23 protein-coding genes and 1 pseudogene are annotated in these 19855 nt (G+C 71.0%); 10 read left to right on the plus strand and 14 right to left on the minus strand.

The window, feature by feature from the left end; genetic code table 11:
• The first annotated feature begins 47 nt into the window (after nt 1–47).
• A complete protein-coding gene (locus tag ACNKF0_RS09030) occupies nt 48–1559 on the plus strand; it encodes an MFS transporter (protein ID WP_416957639.1) in 1512 nt (503 codons plus the stop codon).
• Nucleotides 1556–2302, plus strand: coding sequence for an alpha/beta fold hydrolase (locus ACNKF0_RS09035; protein ID WP_416957641.1), 747 nt, complete (start codon nt 1556–1558; stop codon nt 2300–2302). Before ACNKF0_RS09030 ends, ACNKF0_RS09035 begins: the two co-directional genes overlap by 4 nt.
• On the opposite strand, the gene ACNKF0_RS09040 is transcribed toward ACNKF0_RS09035, so the two are convergent.
• Genes ACNKF0_RS09040 through ACNKF0_RS09055 form a run of 4 tightly spaced genes read right to left on the minus strand, consistent with a single transcriptional unit; the run spans nt 2288 to nt 4215 of the window.
• A complete protein-coding gene (locus ACNKF0_RS09040) occupies nt 2288–2944 on the minus strand; it encodes a hypothetical protein (RefSeq protein WP_416957643.1) in 657 nt (218 codons plus the stop codon). The genes ACNKF0_RS09035 and ACNKF0_RS09040 overlap by 15 nt on opposite strands.
• Nucleotides 2937–3395, minus strand: coding sequence for a hypothetical protein (locus ACNKF0_RS09045; protein WP_416957645.1), 459 nt, complete (start codon nt 3393–3395; stop codon nt 2937–2939). Before ACNKF0_RS09045 ends, ACNKF0_RS09040 begins: the two co-directional genes overlap by 8 nt.
• Before the next feature lie 53 nt (nt 3396–3448).
• The gene (locus ACNKF0_RS09050) at nt 3449–3886 is read right to left on the minus strand and encodes a hypothetical protein (RefSeq protein WP_416957647.1); all 438 of its coding nucleotides are present in this window, start codon (nt 3884–3886) and stop codon (nt 3449–3451) included.
• Nucleotides 3887–3897: 11 nt separating this feature from the next.
• Nucleotides 3898–4215, minus strand: coding sequence for a hypothetical protein (locus tag ACNKF0_RS09055; protein WP_416957649.1), 318 nt, complete (start codon nt 4213–4215; stop codon nt 3898–3900).
• Nucleotides 4216–4290: 75 nt separating this feature from the next.
• On the opposite strand from ACNKF0_RS09055, the gene ACNKF0_RS09060 reads away from it, so the two are divergent.
• A complete protein-coding gene (locus tag ACNKF0_RS09060) occupies nt 4291–4896 on the plus strand; it encodes a TetR/AcrR family transcriptional regulator (RefSeq protein ID WP_416957651.1) in 606 nt (201 codons plus the stop codon).
• A gap of 908 nt (nt 4897–5804) precedes the next feature.
• Here ACNKF0_RS09060 and ACNKF0_RS09065 read toward each other — a convergent pair.
• Complete coding sequence (locus ACNKF0_RS09065; protein WP_416957653.1) at nt 5805–6044, minus strand: hypothetical protein; 240 nt, start codon at nt 6042–6044, stop codon at nt 5805–5807.
• 258 nt (nt 6045–6302) lie between these two features.
• A complete protein-coding gene (locus tag ACNKF0_RS09070; RefSeq protein ID WP_416957655.1) occupies nt 6303–6992 on the minus strand; it encodes a DUF981 domain-containing protein in 690 nt (229 codons plus the stop codon).
• 249 nt (nt 6993–7241) lie between these two features.
• On the opposite strand from ACNKF0_RS09070, the gene ACNKF0_RS09075 reads away from it, so the two are divergent.
• Together ACNKF0_RS09075 and ACNKF0_RS09080 are read left to right on the plus strand one after the other, a co-directional pair.
• A complete protein-coding gene (locus ACNKF0_RS09075; RefSeq protein WP_416957657.1) occupies nt 7242–7415 on the plus strand; it encodes a hypothetical protein in 174 nt (57 codons plus the stop codon).
• A gap of 357 nt (nt 7416–7772) precedes the next feature.
• On the plus strand, nt 7773–8279 hold the full coding sequence (locus ACNKF0_RS09080) for a TetR/AcrR family transcriptional regulator (RefSeq protein WP_416957659.1): 507 nt from the start codon (nt 7773–7775) through the stop codon (nt 8277–8279).
• A 264-nt stretch (nt 8280–8543) separates the two neighbouring features.
• On the opposite strand, the gene ACNKF0_RS09085 is transcribed toward ACNKF0_RS09080, so the two are convergent.
• From ACNKF0_RS09085 to pcaH, 8 genes and pseudogenes are all read right to left on the minus strand, one after another.
• Nucleotides 8544–9197 carry a 3-oxoacid CoA-transferase subunit B gene (locus tag ACNKF0_RS09085; RefSeq protein WP_416957662.1) on the minus strand — a complete coding sequence of 218 codons (654 nt, stop codon included), beginning with the start codon at nt 9195–9197 and terminating at the stop codon, nt 8544–8546.
• Nucleotides 9194–9892, minus strand: a complete 699-nt coding sequence (locus ACNKF0_RS09090) for a 3-oxoacid CoA-transferase subunit A (protein WP_416957664.1) — start codon at nt 9890–9892, stop codon at nt 9194–9196. The genes ACNKF0_RS09085 and ACNKF0_RS09090 overlap by 4 nt, the downstream gene beginning before the upstream one ends.
• Complete coding sequence (locus ACNKF0_RS09095) at nt 9889–11094, minus strand: thiolase family protein (protein ID WP_416957666.1); 1206 nt, start codon at nt 11092–11094, stop codon at nt 9889–9891. The genes ACNKF0_RS09090 and ACNKF0_RS09095 overlap by 4 nt, the downstream gene beginning before the upstream one ends.
• On the minus strand, nt 11094–11534 hold the full coding sequence (pcaC, locus tag ACNKF0_RS09100) for a 4-carboxymuconolactone decarboxylase (RefSeq protein WP_416958465.1): 441 nt from the start codon (nt 11532–11534) through the stop codon (nt 11094–11096). Before pcaC ends, ACNKF0_RS09095 begins: the two co-directional genes overlap by 1 nt.
• Nucleotides 11535–11636: 102 nt before the next feature.
• Nucleotides 11637–12341 (minus strand): annotated as a pseudogene (locus ACNKF0_RS09105) (alpha/beta fold hydrolase); the annotation flags it as partial.
• A complete protein-coding gene (locus ACNKF0_RS09110) occupies nt 12338–13579 on the minus strand; it encodes a lyase family protein (RefSeq protein WP_416957668.1) in 1242 nt (413 codons plus the stop codon). The gene ACNKF0_RS09110 and the pseudogene ACNKF0_RS09105, both read right to left, overlap by 4 nt.
• A complete protein-coding gene (gene pcaG, locus ACNKF0_RS09115; protein ID WP_416957670.1) occupies nt 13579–14145 on the minus strand; it encodes a protocatechuate 3,4-dioxygenase subunit alpha in 567 nt (188 codons plus the stop codon). The genes ACNKF0_RS09110 and pcaG overlap by 1 nt, the downstream gene beginning before the upstream one ends.
• Nucleotides 14142–14951 (minus strand): protocatechuate 3,4-dioxygenase subunit beta, encoded by an 810-nt coding sequence (pcaH, locus tag ACNKF0_RS09120; RefSeq protein ID WP_416957672.1) that lies wholly within the window; start codon nt 14949–14951, stop codon nt 14142–14144. The genes pcaG and pcaH overlap by 4 nt, the downstream gene beginning before the upstream one ends.
• A gap of 71 nt (nt 14952–15022) precedes the next feature.
• Between pcaH and ACNKF0_RS09125 the strand changes: the two genes are divergently transcribed.
• The 5 genes from ACNKF0_RS09125 to ACNKF0_RS09145 all read left to right on the plus strand — a co-directional run bounded on the left by ACNKF0_RS09125 (nt 15023) and on the right by ACNKF0_RS09145 (nt 19765).
• Nucleotides 15023–15784 carry an IclR family transcriptional regulator gene (locus ACNKF0_RS09125; RefSeq protein ID WP_416957674.1) on the plus strand — a complete coding sequence of 254 codons (762 nt, stop codon included), beginning with the start codon at nt 15023–15025 and terminating at the stop codon, nt 15782–15784.
• 65 nt (nt 15785–15849) lie between these two features.
• The gene (locus ACNKF0_RS09130; RefSeq protein ID WP_416957676.1) at nt 15850–17043 is read left to right on the plus strand and encodes a 4-hydroxybenzoate 3-monooxygenase; all 1194 of its coding nucleotides are present in this window, start codon (nt 15850–15852) and stop codon (nt 17041–17043) included.
• Nucleotides 17044–17045: 2 nt separating this feature from the next.
• The gene (locus ACNKF0_RS09135; protein ID WP_416957678.1) at nt 17046–17735 is read left to right on the plus strand and encodes an HD domain-containing protein; all 690 of its coding nucleotides are present in this window, start codon (nt 17046–17048) and stop codon (nt 17733–17735) included.
• Nucleotides 17736–17784: 49 nt separating this feature from the next.
• Nucleotides 17785–18978, plus strand: a complete 1194-nt coding sequence (locus ACNKF0_RS09140) for an MBL fold metallo-hydrolase (RefSeq protein WP_416957680.1) — start codon at nt 17785–17787, stop codon at nt 18976–18978.
• Between the two features lie 10 nt (nt 18979–18988).
• Nucleotides 18989–19765 (plus strand): IclR family transcriptional regulator, encoded by a 777-nt coding sequence (locus ACNKF0_RS09145; protein WP_416957683.1) that lies wholly within the window; start codon nt 18989–18991, stop codon nt 19763–19765.
• Nucleotides 19766–19855: the final 90 nt, after the last annotated feature.

The following is a 19855-nucleotide window of genomic DNA, read 5'->3' on the forward strand; positions in this document are numbered from 1 at the left end:
AGTGGGTCGGGCTGGCGGTTGTGTCACTGCCGGCTCTGGTGGTGACGATGGACGTGTCCATCCTGTTCCTGGCGGTGCCGTCGTTGACCGTGTCGCTCACACCCACGGCCGGCCAGCTGCTCTGGATCAGCGACATCTACGGGTTTGTCATCGCGGGTTCGTTGCTCACCATGGGTGCGGTCAGCGACCGTGCCGGACCGCGCCGACTGCTCATGCTCGGCGCGACGGCCTTCGCCGCAGCGTCGCTCCTCGCCGCGTTCGCGTCCACTCCTGAGGCCCTGATCACCGCGCGGGCGATCCTCGGCGTGGCTGGCGCGACGCTGGCCCCTTCCTCCATGGCCATCCTGCGCTCGATGTTCCGTCAGGAGCGACAGCGCAGACAGGCCGTCGGGGTGTGGATGAGCTGCTTCGCGGCCGGCGCCGCAGTAGGTCCACTGGTCGGCGGTGCACTGCTGGAGCACTTCTGGTGGGGCTCGGCCTTCCTGTTGAACGTGCCGGTCATGGCGGTGCTCCTGGTCGGCGGAGCCGCCGTGCTGCCAGCGCCACCGGCCCGGCGACGGGCGCAGCTCGATCTCCGCGGAGCCGTGATGTCTCTCGTCGCCATCTTGCTCGTGACGTACGCCTTGAAGACGGCGGTCAGTGAAGGTCTCGACGTCGTCGCGGTCGTCAGCCTGGCCGCGGGCGCCGCGGTCGGTGGTGCCTTCATTCGGCAGCAGAAGACCGCTTCGCATCCCCTCGTGGACCTTTCGCTGTTTCGAACCTCCGGCTTCGCGGTGTGCCTGGTGGCGATCGTCCTCAGCGCCTTTGTCGTAGCGGGGCTGCTGTTCTACATGGCCCAACTGCTGCAACTGGTGGCGCAACGAGGACCACTTGAGGCTGGTGTGTGGACGCTGCCAGTCATGGTTGCGACGATTGCCGGATCGATGTCGGCGCCCGCGCTCCTCGAACGGCTGAGCCCGCTGCCACTCCTGGCGGGTGCCCTGGGACTGGCCGGCCTCGGGCTGGCCATGGCTGCGATGCTGAGGGCGGACGACTTCACCTCCCTCATCGCGGGCTCGACTTTGGTGGGGCTCGGAGCCGGCGCGGCAGGCACCATCGCGACCGACAGCATCATCGGTGCCGCGCCGATCGAGCGCGCCGGCGCAGCCTCGGCGGTCACGGAAACCGGGAGCGAGCTCGGGGGCGCCCTGGGCGTCGCGCTGCTCGGCAGCCTGGGTACGGCGGTCTACCGCGCTCGAGTGTCCGACGCGCTGCCTGCGAGCCTCTCGGCGTCATCGACGGCCACGGTCACCGACTCCCGCGCTGGGGCGGCCGGCCTCACCGCGTCCGTGCCCGAAGACGTGCTCCGCGCGGCCGACGCCGCCTTCGTCGACGCTCTGCAAGCCGCATCCCTGTCCGCTTCCGCGCTGTGTGCTGTCGCCGCGACTGTCGCTGTCGTGGTCATCCGGCGAGCGTCCCGCCCGGCACCCGATCGATCACGCGTCCCGCCAGGGCGAGCGCCGCGCGCCATCAGTTCCCAGCACGACCCCACCGAAATCGACCAGAGGAGCCAACCATGACCATCGCCACCCGCCATGCGACCGACGCCGAGCGCAGCACCTTCGTGCTCCTGCCCGGCGCCTGGTCCGGCCCATGGGCCTGGGAGCCCGTCCACACACGTCTCATCCGACGCGGCCACCGGGTGCTCACCGTGTCGTTCTCCGGGCTGCAGCCACGAGGTGACGTGGACGTGGACACCGTCACCCTGCAGACCCACGTCGACGACACACTGAGCACCATCGCTCGACACGACCTCACCGACATCATCGTGGTCGGACACTCGTACTCAGGACTGGTCGCAGGGATGGTCACCGACCAGGCGCCACGCCACGTCGTCCGCACCGTGTACGTCGAAGGCTTCCTGGCTCGTGACGGCGAGTCACTCCTCGATGCCTTCGGCGCAGAGCAGAAAGCCCTGGAGCTGGGGGACATACGGGCGAACGACGGCTGGTGGCCACCCCCGCCCGCCGCAGCCATCGCTCAGGAGCCTGACCTCACTAGCGCTCACGTCCAGTGGCTGGTCACCAGACTGTTGCCGCACCCGGCGCGGACGATCGCCGAGCCCGCCGAGCTGTCCAGCGCCATCGCCGACCACACCTCGACCGTCATCGCCCGAGCACACACCGAACCTCACCTCGAGAAGCTCCGTCGCGAGCACGGCTGGGACGTTCGTCACCTGGATGCGGGCCACTGGCCGATGCTGAGCGTCCCGGATCGACTCACAGACCTGCTCGTCGAGGTCGCCGCCTCACGCGCTGTCTGATCGACCCCGGGCCAGCCATGTGGCGTACACCCCGACGAGAACGCCGAGTCCCATCAGGAAGGCGACCGGGTCGAGCGGCTCAGGGACCCAGCTCGCAAACGGGGTCGCCGCGGACGCAGCGGCGGTGAGAACGAGAGCGGCTGCGGTCTCGAGCGCGGCGGTCGAGGATCGTGCCCGCACCCAGCGCAGGAGTGGCACCCCGACCAGTGCCAGTCCCACGCCGGCCGCTGACCCGAGCGCCCACGAGCGGACGCCGGCAGCGTGGTCCGTCAGGCCTATCAGCGCCAGCACCACGCCCGCCGCCATGGCAGCGGGCCGGATGACTGCCTCGACGAGTGCGTACGGCGCCGGGGTGTCCCGGGTGCGGTCCTGACGCTTGCGCGGGATGTGCGCCCAGGCCTCGCTCATCAGGTGGCGTCGCGCCAGCTCGGCGACGACGCCCGTGCTCAGCACTGCGAGCGCTGCAGTGATCCAAGATCCGGAGAGGACCCAAGCCAGCGCCGCCACCAAGGTAAGCACCTCGGGCGCCGCGAGGACGGACATGACCCAGCCCCGGACGTATGCAGGGTGGGCCTGGGCGACGTCTGCAGGATGGAGCAGCCGCTGGGCGCTCGGGTCGGGCAACGAGACTCGCTCAGACATGGCGCTCATGGCTCCTCCAAGGGACGAGTGGGATGTAGGTGGCGGTGCGGTGCGACGCCCGCGCGATGTCGTAGACCTTCTGTCGGGAGACGCCCAGCTCCTCGGCGACCGAGACGGCACTGAAGTCGTCCAGGAGGAGCTCGACAGCGGCGGCTCGCACCGATGCCGCCCGGGAGTTGAGGTGGGCCGCGAGGGCCGACACTTCCGCGGCAAGCAAGGCAACCGCCACGCTGCCGCCGAACTCCCGCGCCCAATCCGCTTCGCCCGATCGACAGGCGGTGAATAAGGCGTCGCCGAGGTCTCCCAAGGTCGCGCTGACGAGGTTCGCGGGAACTCGCGCGAGCTCGAACCGAGCGACCGTCAGCTCCAGGTCGTCGGGATTGCGGTGGGCGAGGACCTCGCTCCACGGAGGCGTGTCATCCCCGAGTTGACGCTTCACGTCGCTGAGCATGGCGTGCGGTAGGCGATGTGTCAACCCCGGGATGACGCGCTCGCGCGACTGCGCTACCGCGCCAGCCCTCCACCGGTCCAAGCTTCGTCGGCACTGACGTCACGGACCACGTCGAGCCAGTCCGGAACCTCGCCGGACGGCTGGTCACCATCGTCGATCTCGGCGAGCAGTGAGCCGTCCGGGAACTCGTCGATGGCGATGAGCCAGCCGTCGGCGTCGACCAGGTGCCGCTTCTTCCGCAGCGTTCGGGCCGGGAGCGCGGACAGGAGGGCCCACTCATGGTCGTCCACGTAGAAGGTGGTGCAGGCAACCTCCTCTGGGCCCGGGGTGAGGCGTACCTTGTGACCGAGCTTCCGTGTCACGGTTCCGTCCTGCTCCCGCACCTCACGGAGGCGAAGGCGGGTGCCCGTGATGTAGCGGTCGGCGATGTCCTTGGTGCTCGTCACTCCGGGGGGCAGCCTCGACACCAGGTACCGGCGCTCGCGCTCCACGACGGCGTACTTCAGAGATGCAGGCATGTAGAACCTCCCATGACTCGATAGGACGTCGCTCGCTCTTGCTCGTCGTGCGGCATGGCATCGGCCGCTCGGGAGCGAAGCAGCTGCATGGTGGTGTCGCCTGGGACCGTCCCCTCATCCACGAATCCGACTCGTTCGGCCGTGCGGCGTGCCGCGACGTTCTCCGGCCTGGTGCGAAGAGCGACAGTAGCCACCGTGATGTCGAGGATCAGCACGAACTGAGCGACAGCAAGCAACCCGAGCGCTGCCCATCGCCGCGGATGGGCCGTCGTCGCGGTGTCGGAAGCGTGGGTCGTACTCATGCATGAAGTCAATCTAACTCGTACAAACGTATTCGAGTTAGAACAGAACCCGGACGACTGCGTACACTTTCCCGGATGAGCCCGTCCTCGGCAGCAACCGGCCAAACGGCGAAGCGCGCGGATGCCCGCAAGAACATTGCGGCGATTCTGGACGCGGCCACGGCCTGCCTGGCGGTGAACCCGGAAGCGAGCATCAACGAGATCGCGGCCGCGGCCGGTGTCGGTCGCGTGACGCTCTACGCCCACTTCGCCAACCGCGCGACGTTGGTCGGCCAGGCCGTCGATCGCGAGATGGCAGCCTCCGACGCCGAGCTGGAGGCGGTGGACCTCGACGGCGACGCTCGCGAGGCCCTCGGTCGGCTGCTGGTGGCGAGCTGGCACGTGACTCACCGGGTTGGCGGGCTCGTGCTCGCCGCGCAAGCTGCCATGCCGGAACGCGACTTCCGCCAAGCGCACCACAAGCCGACGCGACGAGTGCTGCGAGTGCTGCGCCGCGCGCGCCGCGAGGGAAGCGTGCGCACCGACATGCCGCTGAGCTGGCAGGTCACGACCATCCAAGGGGTGATTCATGCCGCCTCCAGTGCCGTCCACCGCGGCGAGCTCGCCGCCGACAAGGCGCCGACGCTGATCCGTGCAACCGTCCTCGCCGCGCTGACTCCGCCCGGACAGATCGTGCCCTGATTGGCCTATGCGCCGAGAGGCGGCGGTGGGTTCAAACGGGTGAGATAACTCAGTCACTGGACCCCCTGCCCGGACGAGCGCCTGGCGGGGATGCCGGACGAACGGGTTGGTCAGACGCGAGACGCTGCGGATCGCTTTCGTCGCAGCGGTTCAGCACCTGCCGGCCCGCCAGCGAGCCGTACTGCTGATGGGGTCTGCAGCAGATCCGGTGACAGGTTGACCTGACCTACCTCTCGGGTCACGCGGCCGGTGCTGATGCACGGACGAGTGACAGACGGGTTTGTCTGGTTCTGCATGAGCAACGAGTCAGAGACGCTTTGGGCAGGACGAGGTCGATCTCGTTCCTCGTACTGATCAGACTCGTGCACCCCGCGCTGCCCCCAAAGCGAAAGTGGCGGCCGGCCCTGCGAGAGTTTCCGCAGGTCAGCCGCCACTTCCGGCGCCTCGGGAGTCTGAGTTCGATCAGATCTCCCATATCTAGAGCTAGATGTCGTAGTACACCCAGAGTCATGTCACATCGCCTACTCCAGTTCGGCGTCGTCGCAGGTCAGGTGGGGGATCGCGACGTTACGCCTAAGCAGGGTGGGCGTCCAGTAGGTGCCTGGTAGGTGCTGATTTAGGGGAAATCGCGGGGAACTCAGCCGAGGTCAGCGGCTTCGCACGAGGGCAACCTGCGCGCCCTTGACGCTCCCCACCCAGTTGTCTCGCCCGACTAGCCAGCCACCGGCGACTCGGCGCGCGTCGGCATGTGCTTCGGCCGTGACGGCACGACCCCCGCCCGAGCCGGTGGGGGCCGGGCGGGGGTCGCTGGGAGAAGCCGGGTGTCAGGCGTTCCTGATCGCGGAGATGTCGAACTCGACCTTGATGTTGTCGGAGACAAGGACGCCGCCGGTCTCGATCGCGCCGTTTCAGGTGAGGTCCCAGTCCTTGCGGTTGATCGTGGTCGCGCCCTCGAAGCCGACGCGGGTGTTGCCGAACGGGTCGACGGCGGTGCCGGTCTCCTCGAACGGGATTGTGACGGGCGTACGCGGTCCAGGACGAGGACCGCGCGAACTGCTCCGTCGCGGCGAGCGCGTGGTCGGGGCGAAGCTCGGCCTGACGAGGAAGGCGGTCAACCCGCCTGCCGCGGCGACGGTGAGGTAGCGCAAGTCGTCTGAGCGCGGTCAGCCCCCCGTTGAGCGCGAACGCGAACACGCCGGCCAGATCCAAGGTCAAGAACAACGGCGGCGTGGTGTCCACGAGCACTGTCTACCTCCTGGTCGCGAGATCGGACAGCGAGGATCGACGCGGGAAACGCTCCCCATGTCGCCCTCCCGAAGTGGCCGCAGGACGCGATCGGCGGCTCGGAGTCGGGCCGGCCCCCGAGACCGTTGATCTCGGGGGCCGACCGAGCGGCTGAGCGAGGGTCACCACTTGTGCATGGTGCCGTGCTCGATGTTGTAGTACATGCCGATGTGCGTGTAGAAGTTCATCGCGCCAAAGAGCAGGAACACCGTTCCGCCGATGACCCAGGCCCACACGGCCCAGCGCAGGAGCTGCGGTCGGTCGGTCCACAGCGCGATCGCAAAGAGCAGCGCCCCGAGGGCGACGATGCCCCACAGGCCGCCGAGGAACAGCGCCTCGAGGATCGGAAGGTGGCCGAAGCGCCCGCTGATCGGCTCCTCCGGCGGTGCGGCACCGAGCTGAAAGCGGACGAACGTGATGGCTAGGACTGCCATCGCGAGACCGAGTGCCCCGACGAAGATGCCGACCGGCTTGAACGCCGACAGGGTGGTGGCGTTGGCCCCCTCGACCGCGCCGGCGTACAGGCTGCGGCTGCGCCACAGGTAGACGGCTGCGAACAGCAGCAGTGCGCCGAAGCCGGCGGCGGGCTGGCCGAAGGCGATGTTGGCGTACTCGAAGCCGTTGCCGCCGAACGGCCAGGTGACGGTCGTGTGGATGCCTAGGGCGAGGAGCAGGACGCCGGTGACGGCGAAGAACCCTGCCCAGCCTTCGCTGTCGATGCGCTTGCCCTTGATGAGGTGGGCCATGAATGCGGCGAAGCCGAGCAGTCCGGCCCCGGCCGTCAGTGCGACCAGTTCGTTGTAGACGACCATGCCGTCCACGCTCCTTCCGTGCCCAGTGGGGCACTCGTGTGCGTTGCTTCCGGTGTGAGATGTCCGGGCGGAGGTCATCCACCCGTACTGCCCGGCATAACGCTACGGGAATCGTAGCGATTCCCTAACGCGGTGCCCGATCTTCAGGCGGTCCCAATGCGTCCGCTTGGGCTGCCGCCACCATTACGCTACGATAATCGTATCGAATGGAACGAGGCGGAACCCCGTCTCCGGGAAGGAGTGAGAGAGGTGCCCAGCTGGGAGATCCTGCTGTTTATCGTGGCCGCACTGGTGGCCGGGGGACTGACGATGGGAGGAGTGACGTTGGTGTACTTCCTCGACAAGTGGCGAGACGATCCGCGCGAAGCATCGGCCGTCGCGGGCGACGAGCGCGGCGCGAGCCAGTTCGACCAGGCAGCGTGAACCTCATGCACCCCGTGATGGTCCTGGTGGCCTTCGCCATCGCGGCGCTCGTCACTTACTCGCTGGTGCTGGTCGCTCTCAGCGCCACATCGGCGCTCTCGCATGAGAACCGGGACGACGCCAGCGGCGAACGCCACCACCCTGGCGAGCGTCCACCTCCCAGGTCGGAGCTGGTGGCCGGCCCGCCCCTGCCACCATGGGTACCCGTCAGCCGCAACCGCACCCTCCACCAGGGCGACCCGTCCGACGCACCCGCTACCGACCGGAGGTCACATGTCCACTGCTGAGGGCACACCCAGCCCGGCAAGGCCCGGTCGTCCGCGAGCAGCCTCGGTCGACCAACGCCTGCACCAAACGGTGCTCCAGCTGCTCCGCGAAGGCGGGCCCAGCGCGGTCACCGTAGACGGGGTCACGTCCCGCTCAGGCGTCGCGAAGACGACGATCTACCGCCGCCACTCCAACCGCAGCGAGCTGCTCACGTCCGTGTTGGCGAGCGCCGTCAGCACGCCGGAGGTACCCCGCGACGGGAGCGTGCGGGACAAGATCCGCTTCGCGCTCGAGCAGGTGTGGCACCAGATGGACGACGTCCTGGGCCCCGGTGGTCTCGCCGCGCTCGTCGCGAACAGCGACCCCGAGTTCACCGACCTGTTCCGCGCCGCCCTGCGACCGCACGTCGACATGCTCGTCAGCCGCATGCGTGAGGACGCCGACGCGGGCCTGCTGCGCCCGGAGCTCGACGCCGACGGAGTGGTCAGCCTCATGATCGGCGCCTACCTCGGCGAGCTCGTCCGCCACGGTGAGGTGGAGCCTGACTGGCTGGACCGCACCATCGAGATGCTGTGGATCCTGATGGCGCCCCTTTGATCGGTCGACGCCGGCTGGCTAGACCCACCGAGCTGTGGGTCGACGCCAAGCTGCGACCACTCGTGACCGCGTACTGCACTCGCCAACGGTTGGGGCCACGCACCCCACGGCCGGGCGCGCGACACCTCCAACTCGCACCTTCTATTCGGGCCAGAGTAGCTAGTCGCTCGCGCCTTGCGTGGGACCCGTGGCGACTTCGTCCTGTGGATGACCGGGATTGGGAGTGGATCGGCGCCAGTTGTCGCCGGCCATCGCCATCGGACATCAGGAGGTGAGGGGCAGTCCTGTGCGCTGGCGAAGCTCGTCGAGGGAGAGCTCGTACGTCTCGCGTGCGGTTGCACCTGCGGGTCCGAGGTCGAAGACGCCGTAGTCGGTGTAAGCCCGGCTGACGCAGGCCCGGCCGGTCAGCGGGTAGGTGCACGCGTCGACCAACTTGGAGGCGCCGTCGCGGGTGAAGAGAGACATCATCACGAAGACGTCTTTCGCGCCGATGGCGAGGTCCATCGCTCCGCCGACGGCGGGGATGGCGTCGGGTGCGCCGGTGTGCCAGTTGGCTAGGTCGCCGGTGGTAGAGACCTGGAAGGCGCCGAGGACGCATACGTCGAGGTGGCCGCCGCGCATCATGGCGAAGGAGTCGGCGTGGTGGAAGTAGGAGGCCCCCGGGGTTTCGATGACGGGGACCTTGCCGGCGTTAATGAGGTCGGGGTCGATCTCGTCACCGACGGCGGCGCGGCCCATGCCGAGCATCCCGTTCTCGGTGTGGAGCACGACGCCCTGGGCGGGGGTGAGGTGATCGGCGACGGTGGTGGGCTGGCCGATGCCGAGGTTGACGAAGGCGCCGTCGGGGATGTCGGCGGCGACGAGTGCGGCGAGCTCGTCCTTGGTGAGGGGACCGCGGTCGGTGTGCTCGACGGTCATCCGGCCGCTCCTTGCTCTGCGAGCGCGCTCTCGCCGCTCACGTGCACCACGCGGTCGACGAAGATGCTCGGGGTCACGATGTTCTCGGGGTCGAGGTCGCCGGTCTCGACGACATCGCTGACCTGGACGATGGTGGTGGCCGCCGCGGTCGCCATGACGGGTCCGAAGTTACGGGCGGTCTTGCGGTAGACGAGGTTGCCCATCCGGTCGGCGCGGTGGGCCTTGATCAGGGCGTAGTGGCCGCGGATGGGGTGCTCGAGGACGTAGTCGCGTCCGTCAATGGTGCGCTGCTCCTTGCTCTCGGCGAGCAGGGTGCCGACGCCGGTGGGGGAGTAGAACGCGCCGATGCCGGCCCCGGCGGCGCGCATCCGCTCGGCCAGGTTGCCCTGCGGGACGACCTCGAGCTCGATGCGGCCGGTGCGGTAGAGGTCGTCGAAGACCCACGAGTCGCTCTGGCGGGGGAAGGAGCAGATGATCTTGCGGACGTGGCCGGTGGCCAGCAGCGCGGCGAGGCCGTGGTCGCCGTTGCCGGCGTTGTTGTTGACGACCGTGAGGTCCGTGGCGCCGTGCAGGCGCAGGGCGTCGATGAGCTCGGTGGGCTGGCCGGCGAGGCCGAAGCCGCCGATGAGCACGGTCGCGCCGTCGGGGATGTCGGCGACGGCCTCGTTCGGGTCGGTGAGGTGGGTGGTAGTCACGCGGCGTCCTCGTTCTCCAGCACCACGGCGAGGCCCTGGCCCACGCCGATGCAGATCGCGGCCAGGCCCCAGCGGTGGCCGTCGGCGCGCATCGCGGCGGCGAGGGTGCCGAGGATCCGGCCGCCGGAGGCGCCGAGGGGGTGGCCGAGCGCGATGGCGCCGCCGCGTGTGTTGACGACCTCGGGGTCGGACAGGCCGCGGGCGAGCCAAGCGTCGACGCACACGAGCGACTGCACGGCGAAGGCCTCGTTGAGTTCGACGACGCCGACGTCCGACCAGCCGATGCCGGCGCGGTCCAGGGCTTTCTGCGCGGCCTCGACGGGCGCGTAGCCGAAGCGGTGCGGCTCGACGGCGTGGGTGCCGCGTCCGGCGACGCGGGCCAGTGGGTCGTGCCCGATGCGGTCGGCGGCCGCGGCGGAGCCGAGGAGTACGGCGGACGCGCCGTCGCTGAGGGGGGAAGCGTTGCCGGCGGTGATGGTGCCGTCGGGCCGGAACGACGGCTTGAGCGCGGCCAGTGAGCTGATCGTTGCCTCCGGCCGGATGCCCTCGTCGCGGGTCAGGTCGGCGCCGTCGACACCGACGACGAGGTTGTCGTAGAAGCCGGACTCCCAGGCGGCGTGGGCGAGCTGGTGCGAGCGGGCGGCGAAGGCGTCCTGCCGCTCGCGGGACACTCCGTGGATCTCCTGCAGCTGCTCATTGGACTCGCCGAGCGAGACCGTCCACTCCGCCGGCATGCGCGGGTTGACCAGCCGCCAGCCCAGCGTCGTAGAGACCAGCTCGGCGTTGGCCGCCGGGAATGCGCGCTCCGGCTTGGGCAGCACCCACGGGGAGCGGGTCATCGACTCCACGCCGCCGGTGAGCACGATGTCGGCGTCCCCGGTCTCGATCGAGCGCGCGCCGGCCATGGCGGCGTCGAGCGACGACCCGCACAGCCTGTTGACCGACGTGCCCGGGACCGAGACCGGCAGGCCGGCCAGCAGCGCGGCCATCCGCGCGACGTTGCGGTTGTCCTCCCCGGCACCGTTGGCGTTGCCGAGGACCACCTCGTCCACGTCACCGCCCTCGAGACGGGTCCGCTCCAGCGCGGCGCGCAGCACCCCTGCAGCCAGGTCGTCGGGGCGCGTCTTCGCCAGCGCGCCGCCGAAGCGGCCGAAAGGCGTGCGCACGGTCGCGTAGAGGTGGGCCTGGGGCGTGATGCTCATCAGGAGGGGTCCTTCGGGGCGATGGGCGAGTCGTCGGGGGTGGGCTCGAGGGTGGTCTGAGCGATGCGGAACGCGGTGTTGGCGTCGGGCACGCCGCAGTAGATCGCCGACTGCAGAATGAGTTCTTTGATCTCGTCGGTGCTCACGCCGTTGGTGCGCGCGGCGCGCAGGTGCATCGCAAGCTCCTCGTGGTGCGCGCGGGCGATGAGGGCGGTGAGGGTGATCATGGACCTGCTGCGCCGGTCCAGGCCCGGCCGGGTCCAGATCCCGCCCCAGGCGTAGTCGGTGATGAATTCCTGAAACTCCCGGGTGAGGTCGGTGGCTGCGGCGCTCGCCCGGTCGACGTGCGCGTCGCCCAGGACCTCGCGGCGCACCACCATGCCGGCGGCCCGGCGCCCGGCGATCGTGTCCGGCGCCGTGTCCCGCTTTGTGTCCGGCATCGTGTCGCTGCCGATGCCCACGCCGGCGACGTCGCGGATGGCGTGCGCGGTCTCTGCTGGTGCCTCCAGCGGCGCCTGGTGGCCGACGCGGTCCAGCACGACCAGCCGGCCGTCGGCGACCCCGTGGGCCACCTGGGCCATGCCGGCGACCGGCGCGGCGACGTCGTACGCACCGGCGAGCGCGACGACGGGCGCGGTGACCTCGGCGAGCCGGTCGCGCACGTCGAAGGTCGCCAGCGCGCCGCACACGGCGGCGTAGCCGAACCGGTCGGCGTCCTGCAGGGCGTGCAGCACCCCCGCGACCGCCTCGGGCTGCTTGTCGACGAAGCCGGGGCCGAACCAGCGTCGGGCCGACGGCTCGACCATCACGGGGGTGCCGGAGCGCGTCACGGTCTCGGCCCGTTCACGCCAGCCCTGCTCGTCGCTGAGCCGCGCGCCGGTGCAGGCCAGCACGGCGGCGCGGACCCGGTCCGGCGCGTCGAGCAGCAGCTGGAGGCCGACCGCGCCGCCGACCGAGTCGCCGGCGTACAGGAAGGACGAGCCTTCGTCCCCGCGACCGGCCAGGGCGCCGTCGACGAACGACAGCACGCCCGCCGCCAGCTCCTCCATCGTGAGGTCGCCGTCAGGCACGTGGGGGTTGACGCCGTGGCCCGGGAGGTCCCAGGCGACCACGTGCAGCTCGTCGCCGAGCAACGCCGCGACCGGCGACCACAGCGCGGTTGCCGACGTGCCGAGCGACGGACCACACACCAGGAGCGGCAGGTCCGCGGAGCCGGCGAGTTCGACGCCGACGATCGTGGGGGTCATCGCTGTGCTCCTGACTGTGCTCGGTCGACCACGGCGTCGATCAGCGCGCCGGTGCTCCCGAGGTAGTGGGTCGGATCGAAGTCGGGATCGCGGCCCAGGCCCAGGGCGGCGATGGAGCGTTGCTCGGCAAGCAGCGCGGAGCCCGCGGCCTGGACCAGGCGGGCCATCCGGCCGGTGTCGACGTGCAGCCCGGCCAACAGCTCGGCGGTCTGGGAGGCCGCGGTCAGCGTGTGCCTGCCGAGCTGGGCCAACGCCGACCACTCGACGTGCCAGGCGCCGTCGGGCCGCTCGTCGACGTTTGTCGCGGCCGCCACGTGCAGCTGGGCCGCGAGGGCGGGACCGGCGAGCGCGGCACGCCGGACGAGGACCGACAGGACGGGGTTGGCCTTCTGCGGCATGGTCGACGAGCCGCCGCGCCCGTCACCGACCGGCTCGGCGACCTCGGCGACCTCGGGGCGGGAGAGCAGGAGCACGTCGGCGGCGATCCTGCCCCAGGCGTCGGTGCTCCGCACGAGTGCGTCGGCGGCGCGGGTCAGGGGCGCGCGGCTGGTGTGCCACGGCGGGGACCAAGGGAGGCGCAGGCGGTCCGCCAGGTTGCGGGCCAGGGCGATCGCGTCGCCGGGCACGCCGGCCCCGGCGAGCAGCTCGGAGGGTGCGGCCAGGGTCCCGGCGGCACCGCCGACCTGGACGGGCAGCCGGTCACGGACGGCGACCAGGTCGTCGCGAGCGTCCAGGACGCCGGTCAGCCAGTGGGCGGCCTTGAGGCCGAAGGTGATGGGCACGGCGTGCTGGGTCAAGGTGCGACCCACCATCGGGTCCGCCCGGTGCCGTCGAGCCAGGCCCGTCAACGACGCCACCTGCTCGTCGACCAGGACCAGCGTCGCGTCGATGCTCTCGCGCAGCGCCAGCACGAGGGCGGTGTCGAGGACGTCTTGGCTGGTGAGCCCGCGGTGCACCCACCTTGCGGTTTCCGGGTGCTTCTCGCCCAGTCGTTCGCGGAGCACCGCGAGGAGCGGGATCACTGGATTGCCGCCGGCCTCCGAGGCGATCGACAGCGCGGCAAGGTCGATGGTCCCGACCTCTCCTGCCAGGTCGACGGCGGCCGCGGCGGGTGCGACGCCGGCGTCGACCAGCGTGGCGAGCCAGGCGGTCTCGACCCGCAGCATCGCGCGGACGACGTCGGCGTCGGACAGGTGCTCGCCGGCGCGGTGGTCGCCGGGCCAGAGCAGGTCCGGCATCAGCCCTTCCCGAAGTCGAGGAAGACGGTCTCGCCCTCACCCTGGAGGCGGATGTCGAAGCGGTAGCCGTGCTCGTCCGGAACGGCCACGAGGGTGGCTCGGCGCGACTCCTCCACCGATTTCAGCACGGGGTCGGCGGCGGCCGCGTCGTCGAGCGGGAGGTAGGCCCGGGTCTGCAGGCGGTGCAGCAGGCCGCGGGCGAACACTGTCAGCGCGAAGAACGGCGCGGTGCCCGCAACGGTCGACCCCGGACGGAGCGTGGTGAACGAGTAGTGGCCGGTGTCGTCGACCGACGTGCGCCCGAAACCGCTGAACGTCCACCCGTCGCGGGACCGGGAACCCTCCACCTGCAGCACCTGGCCTCCCTCGTCTGCCTGCCAGACCTCGATGAGGGCGTCGGGGACCGGCTCGCCAGCACCGTCATACACCGTGCCGTGCAGCCGGACCGCCCGCGGGTGACCCGGCGGGACCAGGTCGGCGCCGCCGTCGAAGGGCAGCGCGTAGCCGAAGAACGGACCGACGGTCTGGCCGGGGGTGGGGGAGAGCCGTGGGGAGGTGCCGCTCATGCCGACTCCTCCATCGGGGTGCGGTGGCTGCCGGTCAGCACGATGTCCCAGCTGTAGCCCGTGGCCCACTCGTGCTGGGTGACGTCGTGGTCGTACGTCGCCACGAGGCGTGCCCGCGCGGCGGGGTCGAGGATCGCCTGGTAGATCGGGTCGAGCGCGAACAGCGGGTCACCCGGGAAGTACATCTGGGTCACGAGCCGCTGGGTGAAGTCGTGGCCGAACAGCGAGAAGTGGATGTGGGCGGGGCGCCAGGCGTTGCGGTGGTTCTTCCACGGGTAGGGCCCAGGCTTGATCGTGGTGAACCGGTAGCGGCCGTCGTCGTCGGTGAGCATCCGACCGACGCCGGTGAAGTGCGGGTCGATCGGTGCCGGGTGCTGGTCGCGCTTGTGGATGTAGCGGCCGGCGGCGTTGGCCTGCCAGATCTCGACCAGCTGGTGGCGGACCGGTCGGCCCTCGCCGTCGAGCACGCGGCCCGTCACCACCAGCCGCTCGCCCACGGGCTCGCCGCCGTCCTGGATGGTGAGGTCAGACTCGAGACGCCCGACGTCGCGGTGGCCGAAGACGGGCGAGAACAGCTCGATGCCCTCGGGGTCGGCGTGGTGCAGGCTCTTGGTGGGATGCCGCAACAGGCTGCTGCGGTATGGCGGGTAGTCGAGGCGGGGCTGGTCCTCGACCGTGCCGGACGCCGCATAGTCGGCGCTGATCTCGGCCATCTCGGCATCGACAGCGGCCTGGCTGTCAGCGGCCGAGTCCGGACCGCGGGGCCCGGGCATCTCGGTCGTCGTCTGGGTCGTGGTCTGGGTCACGCTGGGGACGGTAGCGGCGGTTTCGCCCCGCTGGCTTGCCAACTATTCCACTGGGCGGAATCATAGTGATCATGGCAGGCAACGCGACGCGACCCGGGCTGTCGGTCACCAGCCGAGCCCTGGCCGTCCTCGCCGCGTTCGACGCGCGTCACCGGCGGCTCACTCTGACCGAGATCGGCGACCGCGCCGGCTTGCCGCCCGCCACCGCCCACCGGCTCGTCGGCGAGCTCGTGGCCTGGGGCGCGCTGGACCGGACGCCCTCCGGGCAGTACGTCGTCGGCCGCCGGCTGTGGGACATCGGACTCCTGGCCCCGGTGCAGACCGGGCTGCGGGAGCTGGCCTCTCCGTACCTCCACGACCTCTACGGCGCCACGCTCGCCACCGTCCACCTCGCGGTGCGGGACGGGCTGCAGGCGCTCTATGTCGACCGGTTGTCCGGGCACGCCTCGGTGCCGGTGGTCAGTTCCATCGGGTCCCGGCTGCCCCTCCACGCGACGGGGGTCGGCAAGGTCCTGCTGGCCCACGCTCCGAGCGACGTGCAGGAGGCGGTGCTGGGGTCCCTGAGCCGGATCACGCCCTACACGGTGAGCCAGCCGGGCCGGCTGCGCCGTCAGCTCGACGAGGTACGGCGTCGCGACCACGCGACCACCGTGGAGGAGATGACGCTCGGGGCCTGCTCGGTCGCCGTGCCGATTCGGGCGGGGGACGACGTGGTGGCCGCGCTCGGCGTGGTTGTGCCCAGTCTCGAGCCCCGCCGGCGTGACCGGATGGTCAGTGCCCTGCAGGTGGCCGCCCGCGGGGTGGGGCGGTCGCTGCCCCGCCCGCCGTCCTGACGGGCTTCCGCTGGGCGGAAGCCGGGTGTGGCCCGCACCTCAGCGCAGCGCCCACACTGCCGGTCATGTCGTCATCGCCCCGCGTCCAGCGCACCCAGGTCGCCGTCGTCGGCGCCGGCCCCGCCGCCCTGATGCTGTCCCACCTACTCGCCCGTTCCGGGATCGATTCGGTCGCCATCGACCTGCGCAGCCGCGAGGAGATCGAGCAGACGCACCGGGCTGGCATCCTGGAGCAGGACTCGGTGGACCTCCTCGTCGACACCGGGGTCTCGGACCGGGTGCTGCGTGACGGCTTCCGCCACGGGGGCATCGAACTGGCCTTCGGGGGCGGGTCGCACCGCATCGACTTCCAGGGCCTGGTCGGCGCGTCGGCCCAGCTCTACCCGCAGACCGATGTCTTCATGGACCTCGCCGACGCCCGCCGGCGCGACGGGGGAGACGTCCGGTTCGGCGTCACCGACGTCGAGGTCGCGGGGCTCGCCGACGAGCCGGTGGTCCGCTTCATCGACAGCGACGGGCAGCCCCAGGAGGTCCGCGCCGACTTCCTCGTCGGTGCCGACGGGTCCCGCAGCCTGTGCCGACGCCTGGTGCCCGAGGCGGAGCGTCGCCAGTACTTCCGCGAGTACCCGTTCGCCTGGTTCGGCATCCTCGCCGAGGCGCCGCCCAGCGCCCCGGAGCTGATCTACAGCCACTCGCCCCACGGCTTCGCGCTGATCAGCCAGCGCACCGAGACCCTCCAGCGGATGTACTTCCAGTGCGACCCCACCGAGGACGCGAGCACCTGGTCCGACGACCGGATCTGGGAACGGCTGCAGACCAGCGTCGGCGCCAACGGCCACACCTTGCGGGAGGGACGGATCACCTCGCGCACGGTGCTGCCGTTCCGCAGCTTCGTCCAGGAGCCGATGCACCACGGCCGCACGGTGCTGGCCGGCGACGCGGCCCACACGGTGCCGCCGACCGGTGCCAAGGGGCTCAACCTCGCCCTCGCTGACGTGCGCGTGCTGGCCGAGGAGCTCGAGCGCGCGATCGGAAAGGACGACCCCGCGCCGCTGGAGGACTACAGCCGCCGTGCCCTCGCCCGGGTGTGGAAGGCGCAGCACTTCTCCTACTGGATGACCACCATGCTGCACACCCTCCCCGACGCCACGCCGTTCGACGTACGACGCCAGGAAGGCGAGCTCGCCGCGGTGACCGGGTCCGTCGCCGGGTCGACGTACCTCGCCGAGGCCTACACGGGCTGGCCGGGAGGACGTTGATGATGGTCGTCCCGCGACAGCACCCCGACGCGAACCACGTCGGGCAGGACGTCACCGCCCACCTCCCCGACCCTGCCTCGGTCGCCGGGACGTCCGGGTTCCGCCCCGGCGACGCGGACGTGTGGCGCCTGGCCGTGGAGTACCTCCACGTGCGCAGCAACGACGGGCACACGGCGTACTCCTACGGGCTGGCGGCCGCCCTGTGCGACCTCCACCCGGAGGCCGACCGGGACGTGGTGCTGCCGGCGATCATCCTGCACGACACGGGATGGTCCCGGGTGCCCGAGGACGAGGTGCTCGAGGCCATCCGCCCCGGTGGGGGACGGCCAGACCTGGTCATCAGGCACGAGAAGGAGGGGGCGGCCATTGCGGCGGACGTGCTCGCCCGGCTGGGTCGCGACCCGGCCCAGGTCGCCGAGATCGTGGCAATCGTAGACGGCCACGACTCGCGCACGACCGCGCTCTCCCTCGACGACGCCATCGTGAAGGACGCCGACAAGCTCTGGCGGCTGACCCCGCACGGCGTGGACACGGTCATGGACTGGTTCGGCCTGACGCGCGAGCAGGCCCTCGTGCTGATCGGCAGCCGGGTCCACGGCCACCTCTTCACCGAACCGGCCCGGGCCATGGCGCGGGCCTTGGCCGCCGTGGCTCGTATCGACACCGTCCCCCAGCGGATCGCGCTGGGCTGACCCTGCCTCACCCATCCATCGACCGACACCCCCTTTTCAGGAGACCCCCATGTGTGGATCCGTCAACGACCTCGCCCGAGCGACCCTGAGCCGCCGAGGACTGCTCGCCGGCACGGGGACCGCGGCCGCGGCCCTGGCCGCGAGCAGCGGGCCCGCCGAAGCCGCAGGAGCCGTCCCGTCGAGGGCGCCGCGGAGGGCCGACGGCCACCGCACCCAGCTCGTCCTCCTGGGCACCTCCGGCGGACCGGCGTACTGGCCCGGGACAACGCGCGCGGGCATCGCCTCGGCCGTGGTCGTGGGCGACCGGTTCTACCTCGTGGACTGCGGCTCCGGTGTCCTGCGGCAGGCACGCTCGGCGCAACTGGGCAACGCCTCGCACGACACCGACGGGCCGCTGGACGCGCTGCGTGGCATCTTCCTCACGCACCTGCACTCCGACCACGTGGTCGACCTCAACAACGTGCTGACCGAGGGCCTCTACAACGGTCTTCACCTCGTCGACCGCCAGGTGCCCATCTGGGGACCCGGTAACCGCGGGGCGATCCCGCCGCTTTTCGGCCCGCCTCCGGCCCCGCCGGTGGTCACTCCGGACAACCCGACTCCCGGCACGCGTGAGATGGTCGACCTGATGGTCCGGACGTTCGCGACCGACTACAACGACCGCGCATTCGACAACCGCAAGCCCGTGCCGAGCCAGCTCTTCGCGGGCCACGACGTCCCGATCCCGGCGGAGCGCCTCGCCGACCCGAACGGGGACCCGTGCCCGCGCATGTCGCCGGTGACGTTCTACGAGGACGACCTGGTGCGGGTCTCGGCGACGCTGGTGCAGCACGCTCCCGTCTTCCCCGCGCTCGCCTTCCGCTTCGACACCGAGGACGGCAGCGTGGTGTTCTCCGGGGACACCGGTCCCACCGACAACCTGGTCGAGCTCGCCCAGGACGCGGACGTCCTGGTGCACGAGGTCATCGACCGGGAGTGGGTCGAGACGCTGCTGCCCGAGCCGCGCACCCCCGCCCAGGACGGCCTCTTCCAGCACCTGCTGCACGCGCACACCGAGGTCACCGCCGTCGGTGCGGTGGCGGAGGCGGCCGGCGCGCGTACGCTCGTGCTGTCCCACCTGGTGCCGGGCAACTGGCCCGAGCACAAATGGCGTCGCGCCCGCGCCGGCTTCTCCGGAGAACTCGTCGTCGGGCGGGACCTCGACCGCATCGGAGTGGGTCGGGCGTCACGACGCCGTCGATGAGGAGCAGGGGATGCGCGGGGACGGACGCACGGTCACCTCGAAGACGCTCGCGCTGCTGGCGGCGTACGAGCAGGGCCCGGCCGCGCTCTCGCTGAGCGAGCTCGCCGCCCGCGCCGACGTCCCCCTCCCGACGGCGCACCGGCTCGTCGGCGAGCTCGTCGAGTGGGGCGCCCTGGAACGCGACACCCAGGGCCGCTACACCGTCGGCCTGCGCCTCTGGGAGGTCGCGCAGAACGCCGGCCGGCACCTGCGCGACACCGCGCGCCCCTACCTGCAAGACCTGTTCTCCCTGACCCACGAGACGGCGCACATCGCCATCCGCGAGGGCGACGAGGCGCTCTACATCGACCGCATCTACGGCTCGACCCGGGTGCCCCGCGCCTCCCGCGTGGGTGGCCGACTGCCGTTGCACGCGACCGCGGTCGGCAAAGTGCTGCTGGCGTTCGAGGAGGAGTGGGTCCGCGAGGCCTACCTGACCCACCGCCTCGAGCCGGCCACGCGGCACACCCACGTCAACCCCGGCCGGCTCGCCGCCGAGCTGCGCAAGGTGCGTGACGAGGGCTATGCGACGACCTCCGAGGAAGTGCGCGAGGGCTCCTGCTCCATCGCCGTGCCGGTGCGGCTCGACCCGCACCCGGCCGCCATCGGCCTGGTCATGCTGTCCACCCAGGGCACGGTGATGACCCGCCACCTGCCCGCACTGCGCGGAGTCGCCCACCGCATCGAGGTAGCCGCCGCCCGCCCCCAGCCGAGCGTGCTCCGACTCCCACGACGCGCGTCGCGCTAGACCGGGCCGGCGGGCAGCGGCCACTTCCGTCCAACGGAAGCACCCGATGGACCGGGTGATGTGCCCGGGGTCACGATGTGGTGGTCGTCA

The sequence above is a fragment of the Nocardioides sp. T5 genome (genome assembly GCF_048161455.1).
Taxonomy (GTDB): domain Bacteria; phylum Actinomycetota; class Actinomycetes; order Propionibacteriales; family Nocardioidaceae; genus Nocardioides.